Genomic DNA, 16,090 nt, shown 5'->3' with positions numbered 1-16,090 from the left:
TATCTGCGAGAGTACGTCAACGCGGATCGTTCGGTCGACGCGGTGGATGTCAGGAGCGGGGCTTGCCCGCCAGCGAAAGGCCGGCGCGCGCCCACGGCACGGCCAGCAGCTGTCCGTATCCGGACAGGGTCACGTAGGCGGTGCGCAGGTCAGGCCCGCCGAAGCACAGGTTGGTGCAGTAGCCCTCGGGCGCGGCATGGAATTCCAGCAGCTCGCCGTCCGAGGAGAACACGCTGATGCCCCCGTTGACCAGGGTCGCGACACAGATGTTGCCGTTCTCCTCCAGCGCCATCGAGTCGAAACGCTGGTAGCCGGGCAATCCGTGGACCAGCTCGCCACCGTTGGGCGAGGGCCAGGGCGCCAGCGCCAGCTCGCCGGGGCCGGTGACTGGATAGCGCCACAGGCGCGAGGTCTCGGTCTCGGCGACGTAGAGCGTTCGGCTGTCCGGCGACAGGCCGATGCCGTTGGGCGTCAGCAGGTGCGATGCCGCGCGCTTGATCAGGCTGCCGTCGGTACGCGCGTAATAGACCGCGCCGGTCATCAGCCGGTCGTCGAGCTTCTTGCCGAAGTCGGTGAACCAGAAGCCGCCATCGCCATCGAACACGATGTCGTTCGGCCCATGCAGCGGCGTGTCGCCGCAGTGCGTATAGAGGGTGCGCACCGTGCAGGTCGCCAGGTCTACCTTCTGGATCGAGCCGCCGCGATAGTCGGCGGCGGCGCCGGTGGGACGCGAGAACCCGTCGTCGGTGCGCCACGAGAAGCCGCCGTTGTTGCACACGTAGCAGTGGCCGTCCGGGCCGATAGCCGCGCCGTTGGGCCCGCCCCCGAGCTCCGCCACGACCTGGATGCCGCCGTGGGGCATGATGCGCAGCAGGCGTGCGCCCATGATCTCGACCACCAGCAGGCTGCCGTCGGGCAGGGCGATGGGGCCTTCGGGGAAGCGCAATCCGCTGGCGATCACTTCGCCCTCGAGCCGCAGCTGCTTCATTCGATCGTCTCCGTCGCCAGGGCGAAGCTCATGCCGGCGCACCATCGGCCGAGACGTCCACCGGCAGGCCGCGGTCGATCACCTCGATCACGGCCGGGTAGTAGCGCCCGGCCCAACCATGCTCGGCGGCAGAGGCGTAGTAGCGCTGCGCCAGCCGCGCCACGCGCGCGTCCACCTCGACGTGACCGGCGAGTTCCAGTACGTAGCCCAGGTCCTTGAGCGCGTACTCGGGCGGGAAGGATTTTTCCGGAAAGCTGCGCGGCAGCAGCGATTTGCGGCCGTGGTTGCGCAGGGCGAAGCTGTCGCCCGAGCCCTTGGACACCGCGTCGAGCAGGGTGGCTGGCGCCACGCCTGCGCGCTCGCCGATCACCATCATCTCCGCCAGCGCCAGGGTGTTCTCGAACACCAGCGCGTTGTTGACCAGCTTGACCACCTGGCCGCAGCCGGTGTCGCCGCACAGGGTCACGTCGGTGCCGATGTAGCGCAGCAGCGGCTCGACCCGGGCGAACAGCGCTTCCGGTGCACCCACCATCACGCTCAGTTCGCCGCGCTGCGCCGCCTCGCGCGTGCGCGCCACCGGTGCATCGACGAAGGCGATCCCGTGCGCGGCCAGCTTCGCGGCCACGGCCAGGGCCTGTTCGACCGAGGTCGTGCTCAGGTCGACCACGATCGCCGGCTTGCGTTCGCCCTCGGCCAGGCCGCCGGAGCCGGTGCACACCGCCTCGACCTGGGTGCCGCCCGGCAGCGACAGGAAGACGATGTCCGCACGCGCCGCGACTTCGCCCACCGACCCGGCGCGGACGGCGCCGGTATCGTCGAGCGCCGCGAACGCAGCCGCGTACGCGTCGTAGGCGATCACCTCGCCCGGATGCTTGAGCGCCATGTTGCGGCACATCGGTCCGCCCATGACGCCGAGGCCGATGAAACCGATGACCGGCTGGTCTGCTGTGGTCATGCCGGGGTCCTCAGTCCATCCACATGCCGCCGCTGACATCCAGCGACGTGCCCGTGATCCAGTTCGATGCCGGCGAGCACAGGAACAATGCCGCCTGGGCGATGTCTTCGCTGTTGCCCCAGCGCCCCAGCGGCACCGAGCTGTTGGCGGCCGGCGTGCTCGCGCCCGCGTTGACCTTGGCCCACATCGCGGTTTCCACCGGGCCCGGCGCCAGGGTGTTGGCATAGACGCCGTGCGGCGCGCCGGCCTTGGCGATCCAGCGGACCATGCCGTGGACGGCGGACTTGGCCGCGACATAGGCGGGGCCGGACGAGACACCGCCATTCTTGGCCGCGATCGATCCGGCCGCCAGGATCTTGCCGAACCCGTTGGCGCACATCAGCGGGAACAGCTTGCGCGCGGGGTTGACCACGCCGCGCACGTTGACCGAGAAGATCGCGTCCCATTCCTCGTCGGTGCTGTCGGCCAGGGGCGTGCGCGCGATGGTGCCGGCGCACAGCACCAGCAGGTCGACCTTGCCGTGGCGCGCGATCACCTCGTCGATGACGCGATCGGTGTCGGCGCGGGAGGTGACGTCGTAACGCAGGTACTCGATGCCGGGGCCGGCGTCGTGCGCATCGGCGATGTCGGTGGCGACCACGGTCGCGCCGGCGGCCTGGAATGCGCGGGAGATCGCGCTGCCCATGCCGCCCGCGGCGCCGGTGATGAAGGCGACCTGGCCGGTGAGGTCGGCAGGACCGCTGGAATGTTGGGCCATGGTGGAGTCTCGTAGAGGTGTAGGAAGTACGTCAGCGGAAGCGGGCGCTGGCCGACATCGCCAGCTCGCCATCGGGACCGCGCGCCCACAGCGTCATCGCGTCGCCGTCCGCGCTGGCCTCCAGCTGGAAGCGGCGGCCGGCGAACAGCGGCGCGACGCCACGGAAGTCGAACGCCGCCAAGGGCCGTCCGTCCGCGCACTCGACGGCGAACTGCTGCAACAGGGTGGCCGTCAGCGGCCCGTGCACGACCAGGCCCGGATAGCCCTCTTCGTCACGGGCATAGGGCAGGTCGTAATGGATGCGGTGGCCATTGAAGGTCAACGCGGAATAGCGGAACAGCAGGGTGCTGTCGGGCACGACGTCGCGGCTCCACTGGGCCTGCGCTTCGTGGCGCGGCGGCGGCGGAGCGGGCGGCCCGCCCGGCGCGGTGGCCTCGCGATAGACGATGTCCTGTTCTTCCTCGATGCAGGTGGTGCCGCCATACGAGGTGAGGTGCTGCACGGTCACGAAGCACAGCGAGCCGCGCTTGCCGGTCTTGCTTTCGACCTTGAGGATCCTGCTCAGGCGCTCGGCTTGCGCACCGACGGGGAGATCGGCGAGATAGCGGATGCGGCTGCCGGCCCACATGCGGCGCGGCAGCTCCACCGGCGGCAGGAAGCCGCCACGCGCGGGGTGTCCATCCACGCCGAGCTGGCTGCGGCGCACCGCCGGGTTGAAGAACAGCCATTGCCAGCCCGGGGGCAGGGCATCGCCGGGCGGAGCGTCGAGATCGAGCGTGGCCGCCATTTCGGCGATCCTGCCGGGATGGATGATGTCTTCGCGCCGCTCTTCGCGGCCCACCCATGCGTCGAACTGCGCAGTCATCGCGTCGTTGCTCCTTCCAGCGCCGTTTCCAGCGCCGGCAATGTGGTGAACAGATCCCCCACCAGCCCGATATCCGCGATCTCGAAGATCGGCGCGTCGGGATCCTTGTTGATCGCGACGATGGTGCGTGCGTCCTTGATGCCGGTCAGGTGCTGGATCGCACCGGAGATGCCGACGGCGACATACAGCTCGGGCGCGATGATCTTGCCGGTCTGACCGACCTGCAGGTCGCTGCCGACATAGCCGGCGTCCACGGCCGCGCGCGAGGCGCCGACGGCGGCGCCGAGGCGGTCGGCCAGGGCTTCGATGAGTCCGAAGTTCTCCGCGCTGCCCAGGGCGCGGCCGCCGGAGACCACGCGCCTGGCCGACTGCAGGTCCGGGCGGTCGGCGGCCGATGCGGAGCGTCCGAGGAGCCGGGTGTGCGCCGGCAGCGTGATTTCCACCGTCACGGCTTCGACCGGTGCGTTGTTGCCACTTGCCGGATCGGAGTAGGAGGCGGTCCGCACGGTCCCGACGACGATCTCGTCGGCCGGCGCCTCGATCGTCAGCACGGCATTGCCGGCGTAGATCGGGCGCTGGAAGCGATGGGTGGACTCGACCTTCGCGATGTCGCTGACTTGGCCCACGCCGAGCAATGCGGCCACGCGCGGCATCAGGTCCTTGCCGAAGGTGGTGGCCGGGGCCAGCACGTGGCTATAGGACGCGGCGAGCGCCGCCACCTGCGGTGCGAGCACGGCCGCCAGGGCGTCGGCATTGGCCGGATGTTCCAGCGTCAGCACCCGGTCCACGCCGTCGATGCGGGATGCCGCGTCCGCGATAGCGGTCGCGTCGGCGGCCAGCACCAGCACGTCGATGGACGCGCCTTCGATGCCGCGCGCGCAGTCGACGCACTTGCCGGTGGCGGCGTTGAGGCGCTGGCCGTCGTGTTCGGCGACGATGAGCACGCGCATCACAGCACCCCCCTTGCGGCGAGGGCGGAGACCAGCTCGGCAGCGTCCTTGACCAGGATCCCGCGTGCGCGGGTCGCGGGCGGCGCGTGACGCAGCGCGCGGAAGCGCGGACGGGTATCGACGCCGAGCGTATCGAGCGGCAGGACGTCGAGCGGCTTGCGCTTGGCTTTCATGATGTCGGGCAGCTTGACGAAGCGCGGCTCGTTGAGCCGCAGGTCGGCGGTGGCCACGGCGGGCAGGTCGATCTCCAGGGTTTCGAGTCCGGCGTCGACCTCGCGGGTGACGCGCGCCACGCCTTCCTGCAGTTCGATCTTCGAGGCGAACGTGGCCTGCGGCCGGTCCCACAGCGCGGCCAGCATCTGCCCGGTCTGGTTGTGGTCGCCATCGATGCCCTGCTTGCCGAGCAGGACCAGCATCGGGGCCTCGCGCTGCACCAGCGCCAGCAGGACGCGCGCAACGGCCAGCGGCTCGAGCGCGTCGCCGGACTGCACGAGGATCGCGCGATCGGCGCCCATGGCCAGGCCGTTGCGCAGCTGCTGCTGCGCGTCGTCCGGGCCGATGCTGACCACGACCACCTCGTCGGCCTCGCCCCGTTCGCGGATGCGCAGGGCTTCCTCGAGCGCGATCTCGTCGAAGGGATTGATGCCGAGCTTGGCGCCGTCGGCATCGATGCCGCTGCCGTCGGGCTTGACGCGGATGCGGACATTGGCGTCCACCACCCGCTTGAGTCCTACCAGGATCCTGCGCACGAACTTGAATCTCCTTGGAACCGGACCGCGTCCCTGTTCACGCCAGCAGGGCGCGCAGGTCGCGTTCGATGATGCGGGTGGCGTCGCCGACGATGCGCTCGATCAGCTCGGCCACGCTGGGAATGTCGTGGATGAGGCCCTGCGACTGGCTGGCCCAGACCAGGCCGGCATCGAGGTTGCCGGTTTCGAGCAGCTCGCGGCCCTTGGCGCCGCGCACCAGCGGCGCGACGTCGGCGAAGGTGGCCTCGGGGTCCTGCAGGATCCGCACCACCTCGTCCGAGACGCTGTTCTTGCCCACGCGCGCGGTGTTGTGCAGCTTGCGGAAGATGAGGTTGGTGCCCCGCTCGTCGTTGGCGACCAGGTAGCGCTTCACGTTGTCGTGGATCGGCGCTTCCTGCGTGGCGCAGAAGCGCGTGCCCATGTTCACGCCCTGCGCGCCCAGCGCGAGCGCCGCGGCCAGGCCGCGTCCGTCGGCGATGCCGCCCGAGGCGATGACCGGGATGTCGAGCCTGTCGACTGCGGCGGGGATCAGCACCAGGCCAGGTACGTCGTCTTCGCCCGGATGGCCGGCGCACTCGAAGCCGTCGATGGAGATCACGTCCACGCCCATGCGCTGCGCCGACAGCGCGTGCCGCACCGCCGTGCATTTGTGGATCACGGTGATGCCGTTGGCCTTGAAGTGCTCGACGTGCTCCTGCGGCTTGGAGCCCGCGGTCTCGACGATGCGCACGCCGCTGTCGATGATCGCCTGCCGGTAGTCGGCGTAGGGCGGTGGCGTCATCGTCGGCAGGATGGTGAGGTTCACGCCGAAGGGCTTGTCGGTCATCGTGCGGCAGCGCGCGATTTCCGCGGCCAGCGCGTCCGGGGTGGGCTGGGTCAGCGCGGTGAGGATGCCGAGCCCGCCGGCGTTGGAGACCGCCGCGGCCAGTTCGGCGCGGCCCACCCACTGCATGCCGCCCTGGACTATGGGATGCTCGATGCCGAGCAGGCGTGAGAACGGAGTGCTGATCGCCATGTCAGAGCGCCTCGACGATGGTGACATTGGCCAGGCCGCCGCCCTCGCACATCGCCTGCAGGCCGTAGTGCTTGCCGCGCGCGCGCAGCGCGTGCACCAGGGTGGCCATGAGCTTGGCGCCCGAGGCGCCCAGGGGATGGCCGAGCGCGATCGCGCCGCCGTTGACGTTGAGTCGGTCCATATCGGCGAGCAGGGCCTGCTGCCAGGCAAGCGCGACGGAGGCGAAGGCCTCGTTGACCTCGTACAGGTCGATGTCGTCGAGCGACAGGCCGGCGCGGCGCAGCGCCTGGCGCGTCGCGGGAACCGGCGCTTCGAGCATGATCACCGGATCGCCGCCGAGCACGGTCATGTGGTGGACGCGCGCCAGCGGCGTGAGACGATGGGTCTTGAGCGCGCGCTCGCTCACCACCAGCAGGCCGGCGGCGCCGTCGGCCATCTGGCTGGCATTGGCGGCGGTGATGACGCCTCCTTCCTCGAGCGGTTTGACCGCGCCGATCGCCTCCAGCGACGCATCGAAGCGGATGCCTTCGTCGACGCGATGGATGCCGTCGACACCCTCCACCTCGAGGATCTCCTGCGCGAACGCGCCGCTGTTGGCGGCCGCGGCGGCGCGCTGGTGGCTGCGCAGCGCGTAGGCATCGAGTGCGTCGCGGTCGAGCCGATATTTGGTCGCCAGCAGGTTGGCCCCGGTGAACTGGCTGAAGCCGGTCACCCCGTAGCGATCCTGGATGCGCTGGCTCCACGGCCCGCCGAGGCCTGCATCGACAGCCAGCCGCGTGGGGCTGCCCATCGGCACGCGGGTCATGCTCTCCACGCCCGCCGCGATCACCACGTCCTGGGTGCCGGACATCACCGCCTGCGCCGCGAAATGCAGGGCCTGCTGCGAGGATCCGCACTGCCGGTCAATGGTGACCGCCGGCACCGTGTCGGGCAGGCGCGAGGCCAGCACCGCGTTGCGGCCTACGTGGAAGCTCTGCTCGCCCACCTGGCTCACGCAGCCGAAGACCACGTCGTCCACCGCCGCCGGATCGATGCCGCTGCGGGCGACCAGTGCATCCAGGATCTGCGCGCCGAGGTCGGCCGGATGCCAGCCGGAGAGCGCGCCCTTGCGCCTGCCGGACGCCGTGCGCAGGGCCTGAACGATGTATGCCTGGCTCATCGGGTATGGATCCTGATCGGTCCGCGATGGCGTGCGCATGTCTTCGCGCCGCCGTCTCGCATGCCTTGCTGTGGGGTCGATCGCAGGCTAGCAACCGGGGTCGCGCTGGCGCTTGATCGCGCACGACAACGACGACACCTCACACGAAGCGCGCGGCGCGTCCGTTCGATGGTGCGCCGTGCCGGTCGCGGGGCGTGCGTAACTTGTCGCCTGTCGTCAATCGATGACCGGAATGCTGTGGCAAGGTCGGTGCATTCCGGCGACGACGCTCTCGCCGGCAGGAAGCCGTGCGTGATGGATACCGAACCCGCCCTGCTGTACAGCCGCACAGGCCCGGTCGCGACGATCGTCTTCAACCGGCCTGCGGCCCTGAATGCGATCGACGAGGAAATTGCGCAGCGCTTCATCGGCGCCTGCGAAACCATCGTGCGCGATCCGGAGGTGCGCGTGGTGGTGCTGCGCGGCGCGGGCCGCGGCTTCGTCGCGGGCGGCGACCTGCGCATGCTGGCCGAGGCGCCGGATGAGGTTGCCCCGCGCCTGATCGATCCCATGCATCGCGGGCTGTCGATGCTGCACGCTCATGACGTGCCGCTGATCGCTGCCGTCCACGGCAGCGCGGCCGGGGCGGGCTTGAGCCTGGTGCTGGCCAGCGACCTGGCGGTCGCGGCGCGCGGCTCGCGCTTCAGCATGGCGTACCTGCGCGTCGGAGCCAGCAGCGACCTCGGGGCGTCTTGGACCTTGCCCCGCGTGGTCGGTCCACGCAAGGCGATGGAGCTGGCCCTGCTCAATCCGACCTTCGACGCCGATGAGGCGCTGCGGCTGGGGATTCTGAACGCGGTAGTCGACGCCGAGGCGCTCGACGCCCACGTGCAGGACCTGGCCGCGCGCATCGCGCGGATGCCGGCGCCGGCCCTGGGCCGCATGACGCGGCTGCTGCGCGACGCGCATGCGCGCGATTTCGACGGCCAGCTGCGCGCCGAGCGCGATGCCTTCCATGCCTGCGCGACGCACGACGGCTTCGCCGCGCACGCCGGCACCTTGCTCAATGCGCGACCGGCGCGGGCGCAGGACATGCGGCCGCCTGCAGGCCAAGACGAGGGGACGGCATGACCGACGCACTGCGTTTTGATCTGGACGGCGGGATCGCCCTGCTCACGCTCGACCGGCCTCAGGAAGGCAATGCGATGACGCCTGCGATGCTGCTGGCGCTGGAGCAGGCCTGGACGCAGGTGGAACGCGACCCCGACATCCGCGTCGCCATCGTCACCGGCGCGGGCGACCGCCATTTCTGCACCGGCGCCTCGGTGTCCGCGCTCGAGGTCGGCCAGGGCAGCCTCAACAACCAGCCGCATGTCCTGGCCAACCGCTTCTCGCCGCGCATGTGCCACGTTACCAAGCCGGTGATCTGCGCGGTCAATGGCCTGGCCAACGGCGGAGGCCTGCACTTCGTCGCCGACAGCGACATCGTAGTGGCCAGCGCCACTGCGGCGTTCATGGACAGCCATGTCAGCGTCGGGCAGGTCTCGGGCCTGGAGTCGGTCGGCATCGCGCGGCGGGCCGGCCTCGGCGCGGCGCTGCTGATGGGCTTGGCCGGCCGCGGCTACCGCATGCCGGCCGAACGCGCCTACCAGCTGGGCATGGTCGACCTGCTCGAACCCGATCCCGCGTCGACGCGGGACCGGGCGCGCGCACTCGCCGAGGCGCTGCTGGAGAACTCGCCGCAGGCGATGGCGCTGACCAAGCGCGCGATCTGGGGCGCGACCGAGATGCCGGATCCAGCCGCGCACGATCGCGGGTGGGAGCTGCTGAAATCGCACTGGTCGCATCCCGACTTCGAGGAAGGTCCCAGGGCGTTCGCCGAGAAGCGCAAGCCGCGCTGGAACCCGGATCCGAACGCGCGCCGCTGAGCGCACGCGCGCAGGCTTCGCGCCTGGCGACCATCCACCCTCTCCTGAGTCGCCAGTACCGGCACGGGCGCGTCGGTTTGAGCAGGCGCCTGCGGTCGGCCACGGGATCCAAGGGGCGGGCGCCGTGGCGGCGCCCCGAGCCGGCCTCAGCGCGGCTCTTTCGGCAGTCCCAGCACCCGCTCGGCGATGATGTTGCGCTGGATCTCCGCGGTGCCGCCGGCGATGGTCTCGGAGAACGCGTGCAGGTACTCGTGGCCCCAGCCGTGCGCACCGACGACCTGCGGCGCATCGATGCCGTACAGGTCCACGGCAGCTGCGGTGACGCGCTGCGCGAACTCGGCGAAGGCCAGGCGGATCATCGAGCCGCTGGCGTCGGGCGTGCCGTGTTCGGAATCGAGCGCGAAGCGGTAGGTGGAGGCCAGGATGGCCTGGCCTTCGGCGCGCAGGGTCGCAAGCGTCGCCCGCATCGCCGGACGCGAAGCGGGGCAGTCGGACAGCAGGTCGTCGACGCGCGAGACGGTCTCGATCAGCAGCGCCAGCGTGGCCGTGCCGCGCTCGAACGACAGCGTCGACATCGCGGTCGCCCAGCCGTTGCCCAAGCCTCCGACGATATTCGACAGCGGCACCCGGACCGCGTCGTAGAACACCTCGCAGAAGGTGCGGCTCGCGGCCATGGTGCGGATCGGACGCACGGTGATCCCGGGCGCGTCCATCGGCACGATCACCCACGACAGCGCGGCGGAGTTCCGCGCATCGGGGTCTGTGCGCACCAGCATTTCCTGCCAGTCGGCGATGTCGGCATAGCTGGACCACAGCTTCTGCCCGTCGATGACCAGTTCGTCGCCCTCGACCCGCCCGCGGGTGCGGACGCTGCCGAGGTCGGAGCCGGAGTTGGGCTCGGAGAAGCCCTGGCACCACAGCACTTCGCCACCGAGGATCTTCGGCAGGTGGAACGCCTTCTGTGCGGCGTCGCCACAGGCATTGATCGTCGGACCGGCATGGTTGAGGCCGACGAAGCCCGGCCCCAGCGGCGACGGGGCGCGGGCACGGGCGCACTCTTCGAACCAGATGATCTGTTCGCTTACCGAACGCCCCTGGCCGCCGGCCTCCTTCGGCCAGGACACGCCCGCCCAGCCGCCCTCGGCCTGGGTGCGCTGCCAGCGCAGACTGAACTCGCGCGCGGCCAGGCCGTCGCGGGGAGCGGGGTCGCGCGGGACATTGGCCTCGAGCCAGGCGCGGGCGCGGCGGCGGAATTCGGTGTGGCTCTCGGTCATGCGGCGTGGTCCGGCCATGCGGCGGCTGCAGCGGCGCGCGCCTGCGCGCCCGCTCCGCCGAGTTCCCCGGCCAACGCCCGCAAGCGGTAGGTCCAGAGGTGGAGCGGGTACTCCAGCGTCAGCCCCATAGCGCCGCTGAACTGGTGCAGGTCGTAGCTCAGCGCGTGGATGCGCGACTGGGCGAAGCCGGCTGCCTGCGCAGCATCGCCTTCGTCGTCCGACCAGGCCGCGCGCAGCGCCAGCCAGCGACTGGATTCCGCGCTCTCGGCGGCCATGGCCAGGCGATGCTGGATGCCCTGGAAACTGCCCAGCGGTCGGCCGAAGGCATTGCGCGCCTTGACGTGCTCGACCACCAGCGCCAGCGCGCCGGCCATGCAGCCGGCGATCTCGGCGGCCAGCGCGATGCGCCAGCGGCGGCGCAGCGTCGCGACATCGTCGATGCGGCGCGTGGCCAGCCCCTCGATCGAATCGAGACGGCCATAGGGATAGGCGAACAGGCTCCCGACCGGCTGCACGCGCGCGGGATCGACGTCGATCGCGAGCGCGTGGTCGCCCATGTCGGCCACCAGCATGCGCGCGCGCGGCAGGAAGCGGGTCGGACGGGTGGGATCGCCGACCACCAGCGCCAGCGGCCGCAGGCCGGGCTCCAGGCCGATCGCCGGCCCTACGATGGCCGACACCGCCGCCTCGACGATATGCGGCGCGCGCGCCAGGCGCTCGACCAGCAGCGCGGCGTCCAGCATGCCGAAGCCGTCCTCGCGGGCGATGTCGAGGAAGCCCGATTCCGACAGTGCCGCATCGAGCGCATCGCTGTAGGGTGCCACCACCGGTTCGGTGTGCGCCGGCAGCCCCTCGAGCATGCGCTCGAGCTCGTTGAGCACGCTGGCCTGATCGTCGGTGAGTGCGAACTTCATGGGCGCGCGCGCTCCGAGGGCAGGTCCAGCCAGCGCCGGGCGATGAGGTTGAGCTGGATTTCGGCAGCGCCGGAGGCGATGCCGGCGGCGATCGCGCGCTGGTGGTGGGCCACCTGCACCGGATCGTCAAGCAGGCCCTCGGGCAGGAATTCGGTGAGGAATTCGTTGACGCCGTTGTCGGCCAGCACCACCGACCAGCGCGCCACCGCGCCGAAGGCGTCGGCCGGCAGGTTGCGCGCCTTGCCGTCGACGATGCGGTAGACCAGCAGGCGCGCGGCTTCGCACAGCATCAGCGCGCGGCCCGCGCGTTCCTGTACGGCCGGGTCCTGCCAGCGTCCCTGCGCCTTCAGCCGCGCGACCGCGCGGTCGAGCATGCGACGCGAGAACTCGTAGCGGGCGATGCCCACGCGTTCGTTCTGCAGCGCGTAGTTGATGATCTCCCAGGCCTGGCCTTCCTCGCCGAGGCGGTCCGCCTGCGGCACGAAGACCTCGTCGAAGAACACCTCGTGGATGTCGCCCTCGCCGATCAGGGCCGGGATCTGCTTGACCTGGATGCCGGGCGAGGCCATGTCGGTGAGCAGGATGACGATGCCGGCCTTGCCGCTGGCGCCGCCTTCGTCGGCCGGTACGCGCGCGAGCAGGAAACAGGTGTCGGCGTGTCCGGCATAGGACGTCCAGACCTTGGCGCCCGATACCCGGTAACCCCCGTCCACCGGCACCGCGCGCGTGCGCAAGGCGGCCAGGTCCGAACCGGCCGACGGCTCGGAGAAGCCCTGGCACCAGATCGCGCGCCCCTCGCGGATCGCCGGCAGGTAGCGCGTCTGCTGGTCGGGAGTGCCGAAGCGCATCAGCACCGGCCCGATCCAGTTGATGTTCATGTACTGCGGACCACGCGGCTCTCCCGCAGCCCACATCTCCTCGCCCAGGATGAACTGGTGCCACACCGCGGCGTCCTCGCCACCGAACTCCTGTGGCCAGTGAGGGATCAGCAGGCCCATTTCGGCCAGTGCAGCGCAGAACTCGCGCGAGTAGTCGGTCTGCCAGTCGCTGCCGGGACCGTGCACGGACTGTTGCTCCCAGTCCGGCGGGAGCAGACGCCCGAGCACATCGCGGACCCTGGCGCGGTGCGCCTGTTCCTCCGCCGACCAACCGAACTCCACGTGATTCCGTCCCCCGGGCGGCGCCGTCGCGCCCTGTGCGGACTAGCATCCCGGATCGCCGCAGGCGCGGGATTGATGCCGGGCGACGCAATGTTTGCGCCGTGCGCCAGCGTGTGCGGTGCCCGGAGCGCCCGGCACGCCGCGCGTGGCTTTGACCAGCGGCGACGCAATCTTTGCGCAGTGCGTCATTCGGCTGTCGCCGCATTGCGCCACCACCACCGGGCCGCAAGATGCGGCTCAAGCCTCGTCATCCGGAAGACGCATGAGTCCAGGACTCCGCTACCACCCCTGTCTCGAGCAGCGCGCAGTGGCCGAGATGTTCGCCGACTCGCTGCACGGGCTGCTGCCGCTGGAGAGCGTGCATGCCCGCCACTGCGAGGACGCTGCGCTGTGGGCCGAACTCGAGGGCATCGGCCTGTTCGGCATCGGTCGCGAGGAAGCCGCAGGCGGCGCCGGCCTGGGCGCTGCGGAAGAGGCGCTGATCGCGATGGAACTCGGCCGCGGGCTGGTGTCGCCTTCGGTGCTGGCGACGATCGGCGCGGCGCATGCGCGCCCCCGCGCCGGCAGTGCGCCGCTTGTCGATGTGCGCGTCGCCGCAGGATGGTGGCGCAAGGCAGGCGTGACCCTGGTGCATGACGCGCATGCGAGTCTGCTCCTGCTGCGCGGCGAAGACACAGCTAGCGTCCACGAACTGCCGGCGCTGCGCGACGCGATCGATACCGAGCTGTGGCATGCCGATCTCCTGGCAAGCCAGGCGCCCGGCAACGAAGTCGCGAGGCTCGACGCCGCGGGCCTGACCCGGCTGCGGCTCAACGATGCCGCGGCGCTGGCCGGAATCGCCGCGCTGGCGCTCGAGCAGGCGGTGGCCTATGCCGGCGAGCGACGCCAGTTCGGGCGGCCGATCGGCAGCTTCCAGGCGATCAAGCACCACTGCGCCAACATGGCCATCGCCGCACGCAACGCCCGCGACCAGGTCGGCTTTGCCTCGGTGGCGGTCGACCAGGCGCGCCCGGATGCGGGATTCCAGGTCGACTGCGCGCTGCTGGTGGCAGCCGACGCCGCGCTGGACAACGCCTCCACCAACATCCAGGTGCATGGCGGCATCGGCTTCAGCGAGGAAGCGCTGCCGCACCTGTTGCTCAAGCGCGCGCGCCTGCTGCTCGCCACCGCGGGCGGCCGCGAGCCGACGCTGGCGCGCATCGCAGGCGCCAGGGCCGCATAGGCGCGCGCCGTACGTCCTCTCCCCCCGCGACAGACATCGACATGATCAACACCACACAGGCCGGCGGCATCGCCGTGCTGTCCATCGACATGCCCGGGCGCAGCATGAACGTGCTCAACGCCGGGCTGCTGGCCGCACTGGAGGCCGAATTCTCCCGGGCGCTGGACGACCCGCAGGTGCGCGGCATCGTCATCACCAGCGCCAAGCCCAGCTTCGTCGCCGGTGCCGACCTGGCCGAGATCGCGACACTCGCATCGCCCGAGGTGGCCGAGCCGGACGCGCGGGCGGCGATCGCCGCGATCGGCGCCCTGCTGCGCCGGATCGAACTCGCCCACAAGCCGGTGGTGGGCGCGACACCGGGCACTGCCCTGGGTGGCGGCCTGGAGCTGCTGCTGGCCACCCACCATCGCATCGCCAGCGAGGATGCAGCGGCGCGCTACGGTCTGCCGGAAGTCGGCCTTGGCCTGCTCCCCGGCGCCGGTGGCACCCAGCGCCTGCCGCGGCTGATCGGCGTCGCCGGCAGCCTGCCGCTGCTGCTCGAAGGCAAGCCGATGGATGTGGCCGCCATGCGCCGCCTGGGCGTACTCGACGCGGTGGTCCCGGCTGCGGACCTGGTCGCGGCGGCGCGCGCGGCGATCGATGACGGCCGGGTGATGCAGGGCCGCCCACATGCAGCGCTCGATGCCGACGCGCTGCAGGCGCTGGCGCATCAGCGCGAACGGGTGCTGGCGCGCACGCGCGGACACCAGCCGGCACCGCTGGCGATCCTCGATGCGGTCGAGCGCGGGCTTGCGTTGCCTCTGGACGAAGGCCTGGCGGTGGAACTGGACGCGTTCATGCCGCTGTTGCGCGGGGCGGTCTCGCGCAACATGCTGCGCACCGGCTTCTTCGCGAAGCAGGCGGCCGACAAGCTTTCGCGCCGCCCCGCCGGCATCGCGCCGAGCCGCGTGCGACGCCTCGGCGTACTCGGCGCCGGCTTCATGGGCGCGGGCATCGCCCAGGTCTCGGCGCTGGCCGGGATCGACGTGGTCCTGGTCGACCGCAGCGCCGAGATCGCGGCCGGCAGCCGCGAGGCGATCGCGCGCGCCTGGCAGGCCGACGTGGACAAGGGCCGGCTCGCGGCGGCGGCGCGCGATGCGGCGCTGGCGCGGATCGAAGCGGGTCAGGACATCGATGCGCTGGCCGGCTGCGACCTGGTGATCGAGGCGGTGGCCGAGGACGAGGCGATCAAGGCCGACGTGATCGGCCGCACCGAGGCCGTGCTCGGCGGGGACGGCATCTTCGCCACCAACACCTCGGCCCTGCCGATCGACGAACTGGCGCGCGCCAGCGTGCGGCCGCAGAACTTCATCGGCCTGCACTTCTTCTCGCCGGTGCCGCGGATGGCCCTGGTCGAGGTCATCGTCGGCAAGCACACCTCGGAGCAGACCCTGGCGCGCGCGCTCGATTACGTGCGGCAGATCCGCAAGACGCCGATCGTGGTCAACGACGGCTACGGTTTCTACACGACGCGCTGCGTGGACGCCTATTACCGCGAAGGCATCCGCATGCTGGCCGATGGCGTGGAGCCCGCGCGGATCGAGCGCGCCGGCGTCGAGCTCGGCATGCCGGTGGGGCCGCTGGCGCTCGCCGACGAAGTGGGCATCGACGTCATCCAGCACATCGCGCACTTCTTCCGCGCGCGCGAACCCGGTCCGGTGGGCGAGGACCGTCATCGGCCGGTCAACGGCATCATCGACGCGCTCGTCGCGCAGGGTCGGCGCGGCAGGAAGAGCGGGGCGGGCTTCTACGCCTATCCCGAAGGCGCGCCCAAGCACCTGGACGCCACCACCCTGGCGGGCCTCGTGGCACCGGACGCAACGCAACCGCAGCCCGACGATGCGCAGCTGCGCGAACGCCTGCTGTACGTACAGCTGCTCGAGGCGGCGCGCTGCTGGGCCGAGGACGTGATCGCGCACGCCGACGAGATCGACCTGGGTGCGCATCTGGGCTGGGCCTTCCCGGCCCATCTCGGTGGCCCGGCGGCCGAGATTGATGCGATCGGGAGCCAGCGCTTCGTGGCGCGGCTCGAGCAATTGGCGCAGACGCTCGGCGCGCGCTTCACGCCGCCGGCCCGGCTGCTGCAGGCCGCCGGCTCCGGCTTCCGGTTCCGCCCGTGAGCGCGGCCTGGCCCTG

15 protein-coding genes are annotated in these 16,090 nt (G+C 71.0%); 4 read left to right on the top strand and 11 right to left on the bottom strand.

Annotation, left to right across the window (positions count from 1 at the left end):
- Positions 1-49 precede the first annotated feature (49 nt).
- Genes ACQYVW_RS15800 through ACQYVW_RS15765 form a run of 8 tightly spaced genes read right to left on the bottom strand, consistent with a single transcriptional unit; the run spans position 50 to position 7,438 of the window.
- Entirely contained in the window at positions 50-988 is a 939-nt protein-coding gene (locus tag ACQYVW_RS15800) for an SMP-30/gluconolactonase/LRE family protein (protein ID WP_434947631.1), read from the bottom strand.
- Positions 989-1,016: 28 nt separating this feature from the next.
- Positions 1,017-1,943 (bottom strand): NAD(P)-dependent oxidoreductase, encoded by a 927-nt coding sequence (locus ACQYVW_RS15795; RefSeq protein WP_434947630.1) that lies wholly within the window; start codon positions 1,941-1,943, stop codon positions 1,017-1,019.
- A gap of 10 nt (positions 1,944-1,953) precedes the next feature.
- Positions 1,954-2,700, bottom strand: coding sequence for an SDR family NAD(P)-dependent oxidoreductase (locus tag ACQYVW_RS15790; RefSeq protein ID WP_434932687.1), 747 nt, complete (start codon positions 2,698-2,700; stop codon positions 1,954-1,956).
- Between the two features lie 31 nt (positions 2,701-2,731).
- On the bottom strand, positions 2,732-3,565 hold the full coding sequence (locus ACQYVW_RS15785) for an HTD2 family dehydratase (protein WP_434947629.1): 834 nt from the start codon (positions 3,563-3,565) through the stop codon (positions 2,732-2,734).
- The gene (locus ACQYVW_RS15780; RefSeq protein ID WP_434947628.1) at positions 3,562-4,518 is read right to left on the bottom strand and encodes an electron transfer flavoprotein subunit alpha/FixB family protein; all 957 of its coding nucleotides are present in this window, start codon (positions 4,516-4,518) and stop codon (positions 3,562-3,564) included. Before ACQYVW_RS15780 ends, ACQYVW_RS15785 begins: the two co-directional genes overlap by 4 nt.
- Positions 4,515-5,264: an electron transfer flavoprotein subunit beta/FixA family protein gene (locus tag ACQYVW_RS15775; RefSeq protein ID WP_434932684.1), complete on the bottom strand. Its 750-nt coding sequence runs from the start codon at positions 5,262-5,264 to the stop codon at positions 4,515-4,517. Before ACQYVW_RS15775 ends, ACQYVW_RS15780 begins: the two co-directional genes overlap by 4 nt.
- Positions 5,265-5,301: 37 nt before the next feature.
- Positions 5,302-6,279 (bottom strand): NAD(P)H-dependent flavin oxidoreductase, encoded by a 978-nt coding sequence (locus ACQYVW_RS15770; protein WP_434932683.1) that lies wholly within the window; start codon positions 6,277-6,279, stop codon positions 5,302-5,304.
- Position 6,280: 1 nt separating this feature from the next.
- Complete coding sequence (locus ACQYVW_RS15765; protein WP_434947627.1) at positions 6,281-7,438, bottom strand: acetyl-CoA C-acetyltransferase; 1,158 nt, start codon at positions 7,436-7,438, stop codon at positions 6,281-6,283.
- Positions 7,439-7,732: 294 nt separating this feature from the next.
- Between ACQYVW_RS15765 and ACQYVW_RS15760 the strand changes: the two genes are divergently transcribed.
- A complete protein-coding gene (locus ACQYVW_RS15760; protein ID WP_434947626.1) occupies positions 7,733-8,548 on the top strand; it encodes an enoyl-CoA hydratase/isomerase family protein in 816 nt (271 codons plus the stop codon).
- On the top strand, positions 8,545-9,345 hold the full coding sequence (locus tag ACQYVW_RS15755; RefSeq protein ID WP_434932680.1) for an enoyl-CoA hydratase/isomerase family protein: 801 nt from the start codon (positions 8,545-8,547) through the stop codon (positions 9,343-9,345). Before ACQYVW_RS15760 ends, ACQYVW_RS15755 begins: the two co-directional genes overlap by 4 nt.
- Positions 9,346-9,491: 146 nt before the next feature.
- Here ACQYVW_RS15755 and ACQYVW_RS15750 read toward each other — a convergent pair whose 3' ends face one another.
- From ACQYVW_RS15750 to ACQYVW_RS15740, 3 genes are read right to left on the bottom strand one after another with little or no spacing between them, the layout of a single operon-like run.
- The gene (locus tag ACQYVW_RS15750) at positions 9,492-10,619 is read right to left on the bottom strand and encodes an acyl-CoA dehydrogenase family protein (RefSeq protein WP_434932679.1); all 1,128 of its coding nucleotides are present in this window, start codon (positions 10,617-10,619) and stop codon (positions 9,492-9,494) included.
- Entirely contained in the window at positions 10,616-11,533 is a 918-nt protein-coding gene (locus ACQYVW_RS15745) for an acyl-CoA dehydrogenase family protein (protein ID WP_434947625.1), read from the bottom strand. Before ACQYVW_RS15745 ends, ACQYVW_RS15750 begins: the two co-directional genes overlap by 4 nt.
- Entirely contained in the window at positions 11,530-12,693 is a 1,164-nt protein-coding gene (locus ACQYVW_RS15740) for an acyl-CoA dehydrogenase family protein (RefSeq protein ID WP_434932677.1), read from the bottom strand. Before ACQYVW_RS15740 ends, ACQYVW_RS15745 begins: the two co-directional genes overlap by 4 nt.
- Positions 12,694-12,955: 262 nt before the next feature.
- Here ACQYVW_RS15740 and ACQYVW_RS15735 point away from each other — a divergent pair, with 262 nt between their 5' ends.
- Together ACQYVW_RS15735 and ACQYVW_RS15730 are read left to right on the top strand one after the other, a co-directional pair.
- Positions 12,956-13,915 (top strand): acyl-CoA dehydrogenase family protein, encoded by a 960-nt coding sequence (locus tag ACQYVW_RS15735; RefSeq protein ID WP_434932676.1) that lies wholly within the window; start codon positions 12,956-12,958, stop codon positions 13,913-13,915.
- Between the two features lie 41 nt (positions 13,916-13,956).
- Positions 13,957-16,074, top strand: coding sequence for a 3-hydroxyacyl-CoA dehydrogenase NAD-binding domain-containing protein (locus ACQYVW_RS15730; RefSeq protein WP_434947624.1), 2,118 nt, complete (start codon positions 13,957-13,959; stop codon positions 16,072-16,074).
- Positions 16,075-16,090 lie beyond the last annotated feature (16 nt).

Origin of the sequence: Luteimonas campi, from assembly GCF_051162505.1 — a bacterium.
GTDB lineage: Bacteria > Pseudomonadota > Gammaproteobacteria > Xanthomonadales > Xanthomonadaceae > Luteimonas.
The sequence above is the reverse complement of the archived record's forward strand: the minus strand, read 5'-3'. Positions and strand labels throughout refer to the sequence as shown.

Coding starts and splice junctions, on each gene's coding strand:
- ACQYVW_RS15800 (WP_434947631.1), bottom strand. CDS start 988: ATGAAGCAGCTGCGGCTCGAGGGCGAAGTGATCGCCAGCGGATTGCGC.
- ACQYVW_RS15795 (WP_434947630.1), bottom strand. CDS start 1,943: ATGACCACAGCAGACCAGCCGGTCATCGGTTTCATCGGCCTCGGCGTC.
- ACQYVW_RS15790 (WP_434932687.1), bottom strand. CDS start 2,700: ATGGCCCAACATTCCAGCGGTCCTGCCGACCTCACCGGCCAGGTCGCC.
- ACQYVW_RS15785 (WP_434947629.1), bottom strand. CDS start 3,565: ATGACTGCGCAGTTCGACGCATGGGTGGGCCGCGAAGAGCGGCGCGAA.
- ACQYVW_RS15770 (WP_434932683.1), bottom strand. CDS start 6,279: ATGGCGATCAGCACTCCGTTCTCACGCCTGCTCGGCATCGAGCATCCC.
- ACQYVW_RS15765 (WP_434947627.1), bottom strand. CDS start 7,438: ATGAGCCAGGCATACATCGTTCAGGCCCTGCGCACGGCGTCCGGCAGG.
- ACQYVW_RS15760 (WP_434947626.1), top strand. CDS start 7,733: ATGGATACCGAACCCGCCCTGCTGTACAGCCGCACAGGCCCGGTCGCG.
- ACQYVW_RS15755 (WP_434932680.1), top strand. CDS start 8,545: ATGACCGACGCACTGCGTTTTGATCTGGACGGCGGGATCGCCCTGCTC.
- ACQYVW_RS15750 (WP_434932679.1), bottom strand. CDS start 10,619: ATGACCGAGAGCCACACCGAATTCCGCCGCCGCGCCCGCGCCTGGCTC.
- ACQYVW_RS15745 (WP_434947625.1), bottom strand. CDS start 11,533: ATGAAGTTCGCACTCACCGACGATCAGGCCAGCGTGCTCAACGAGCTC.
- ACQYVW_RS15735 (WP_434932676.1), top strand. CDS start 12,956: ATGAGTCCAGGACTCCGCTACCACCCCTGTCTCGAGCAGCGCGCAGTG.
- ACQYVW_RS15730 (WP_434947624.1), top strand. CDS start 13,957: ATGATCAACACCACACAGGCCGGCGGCATCGCCGTGCTGTCCATCGAC.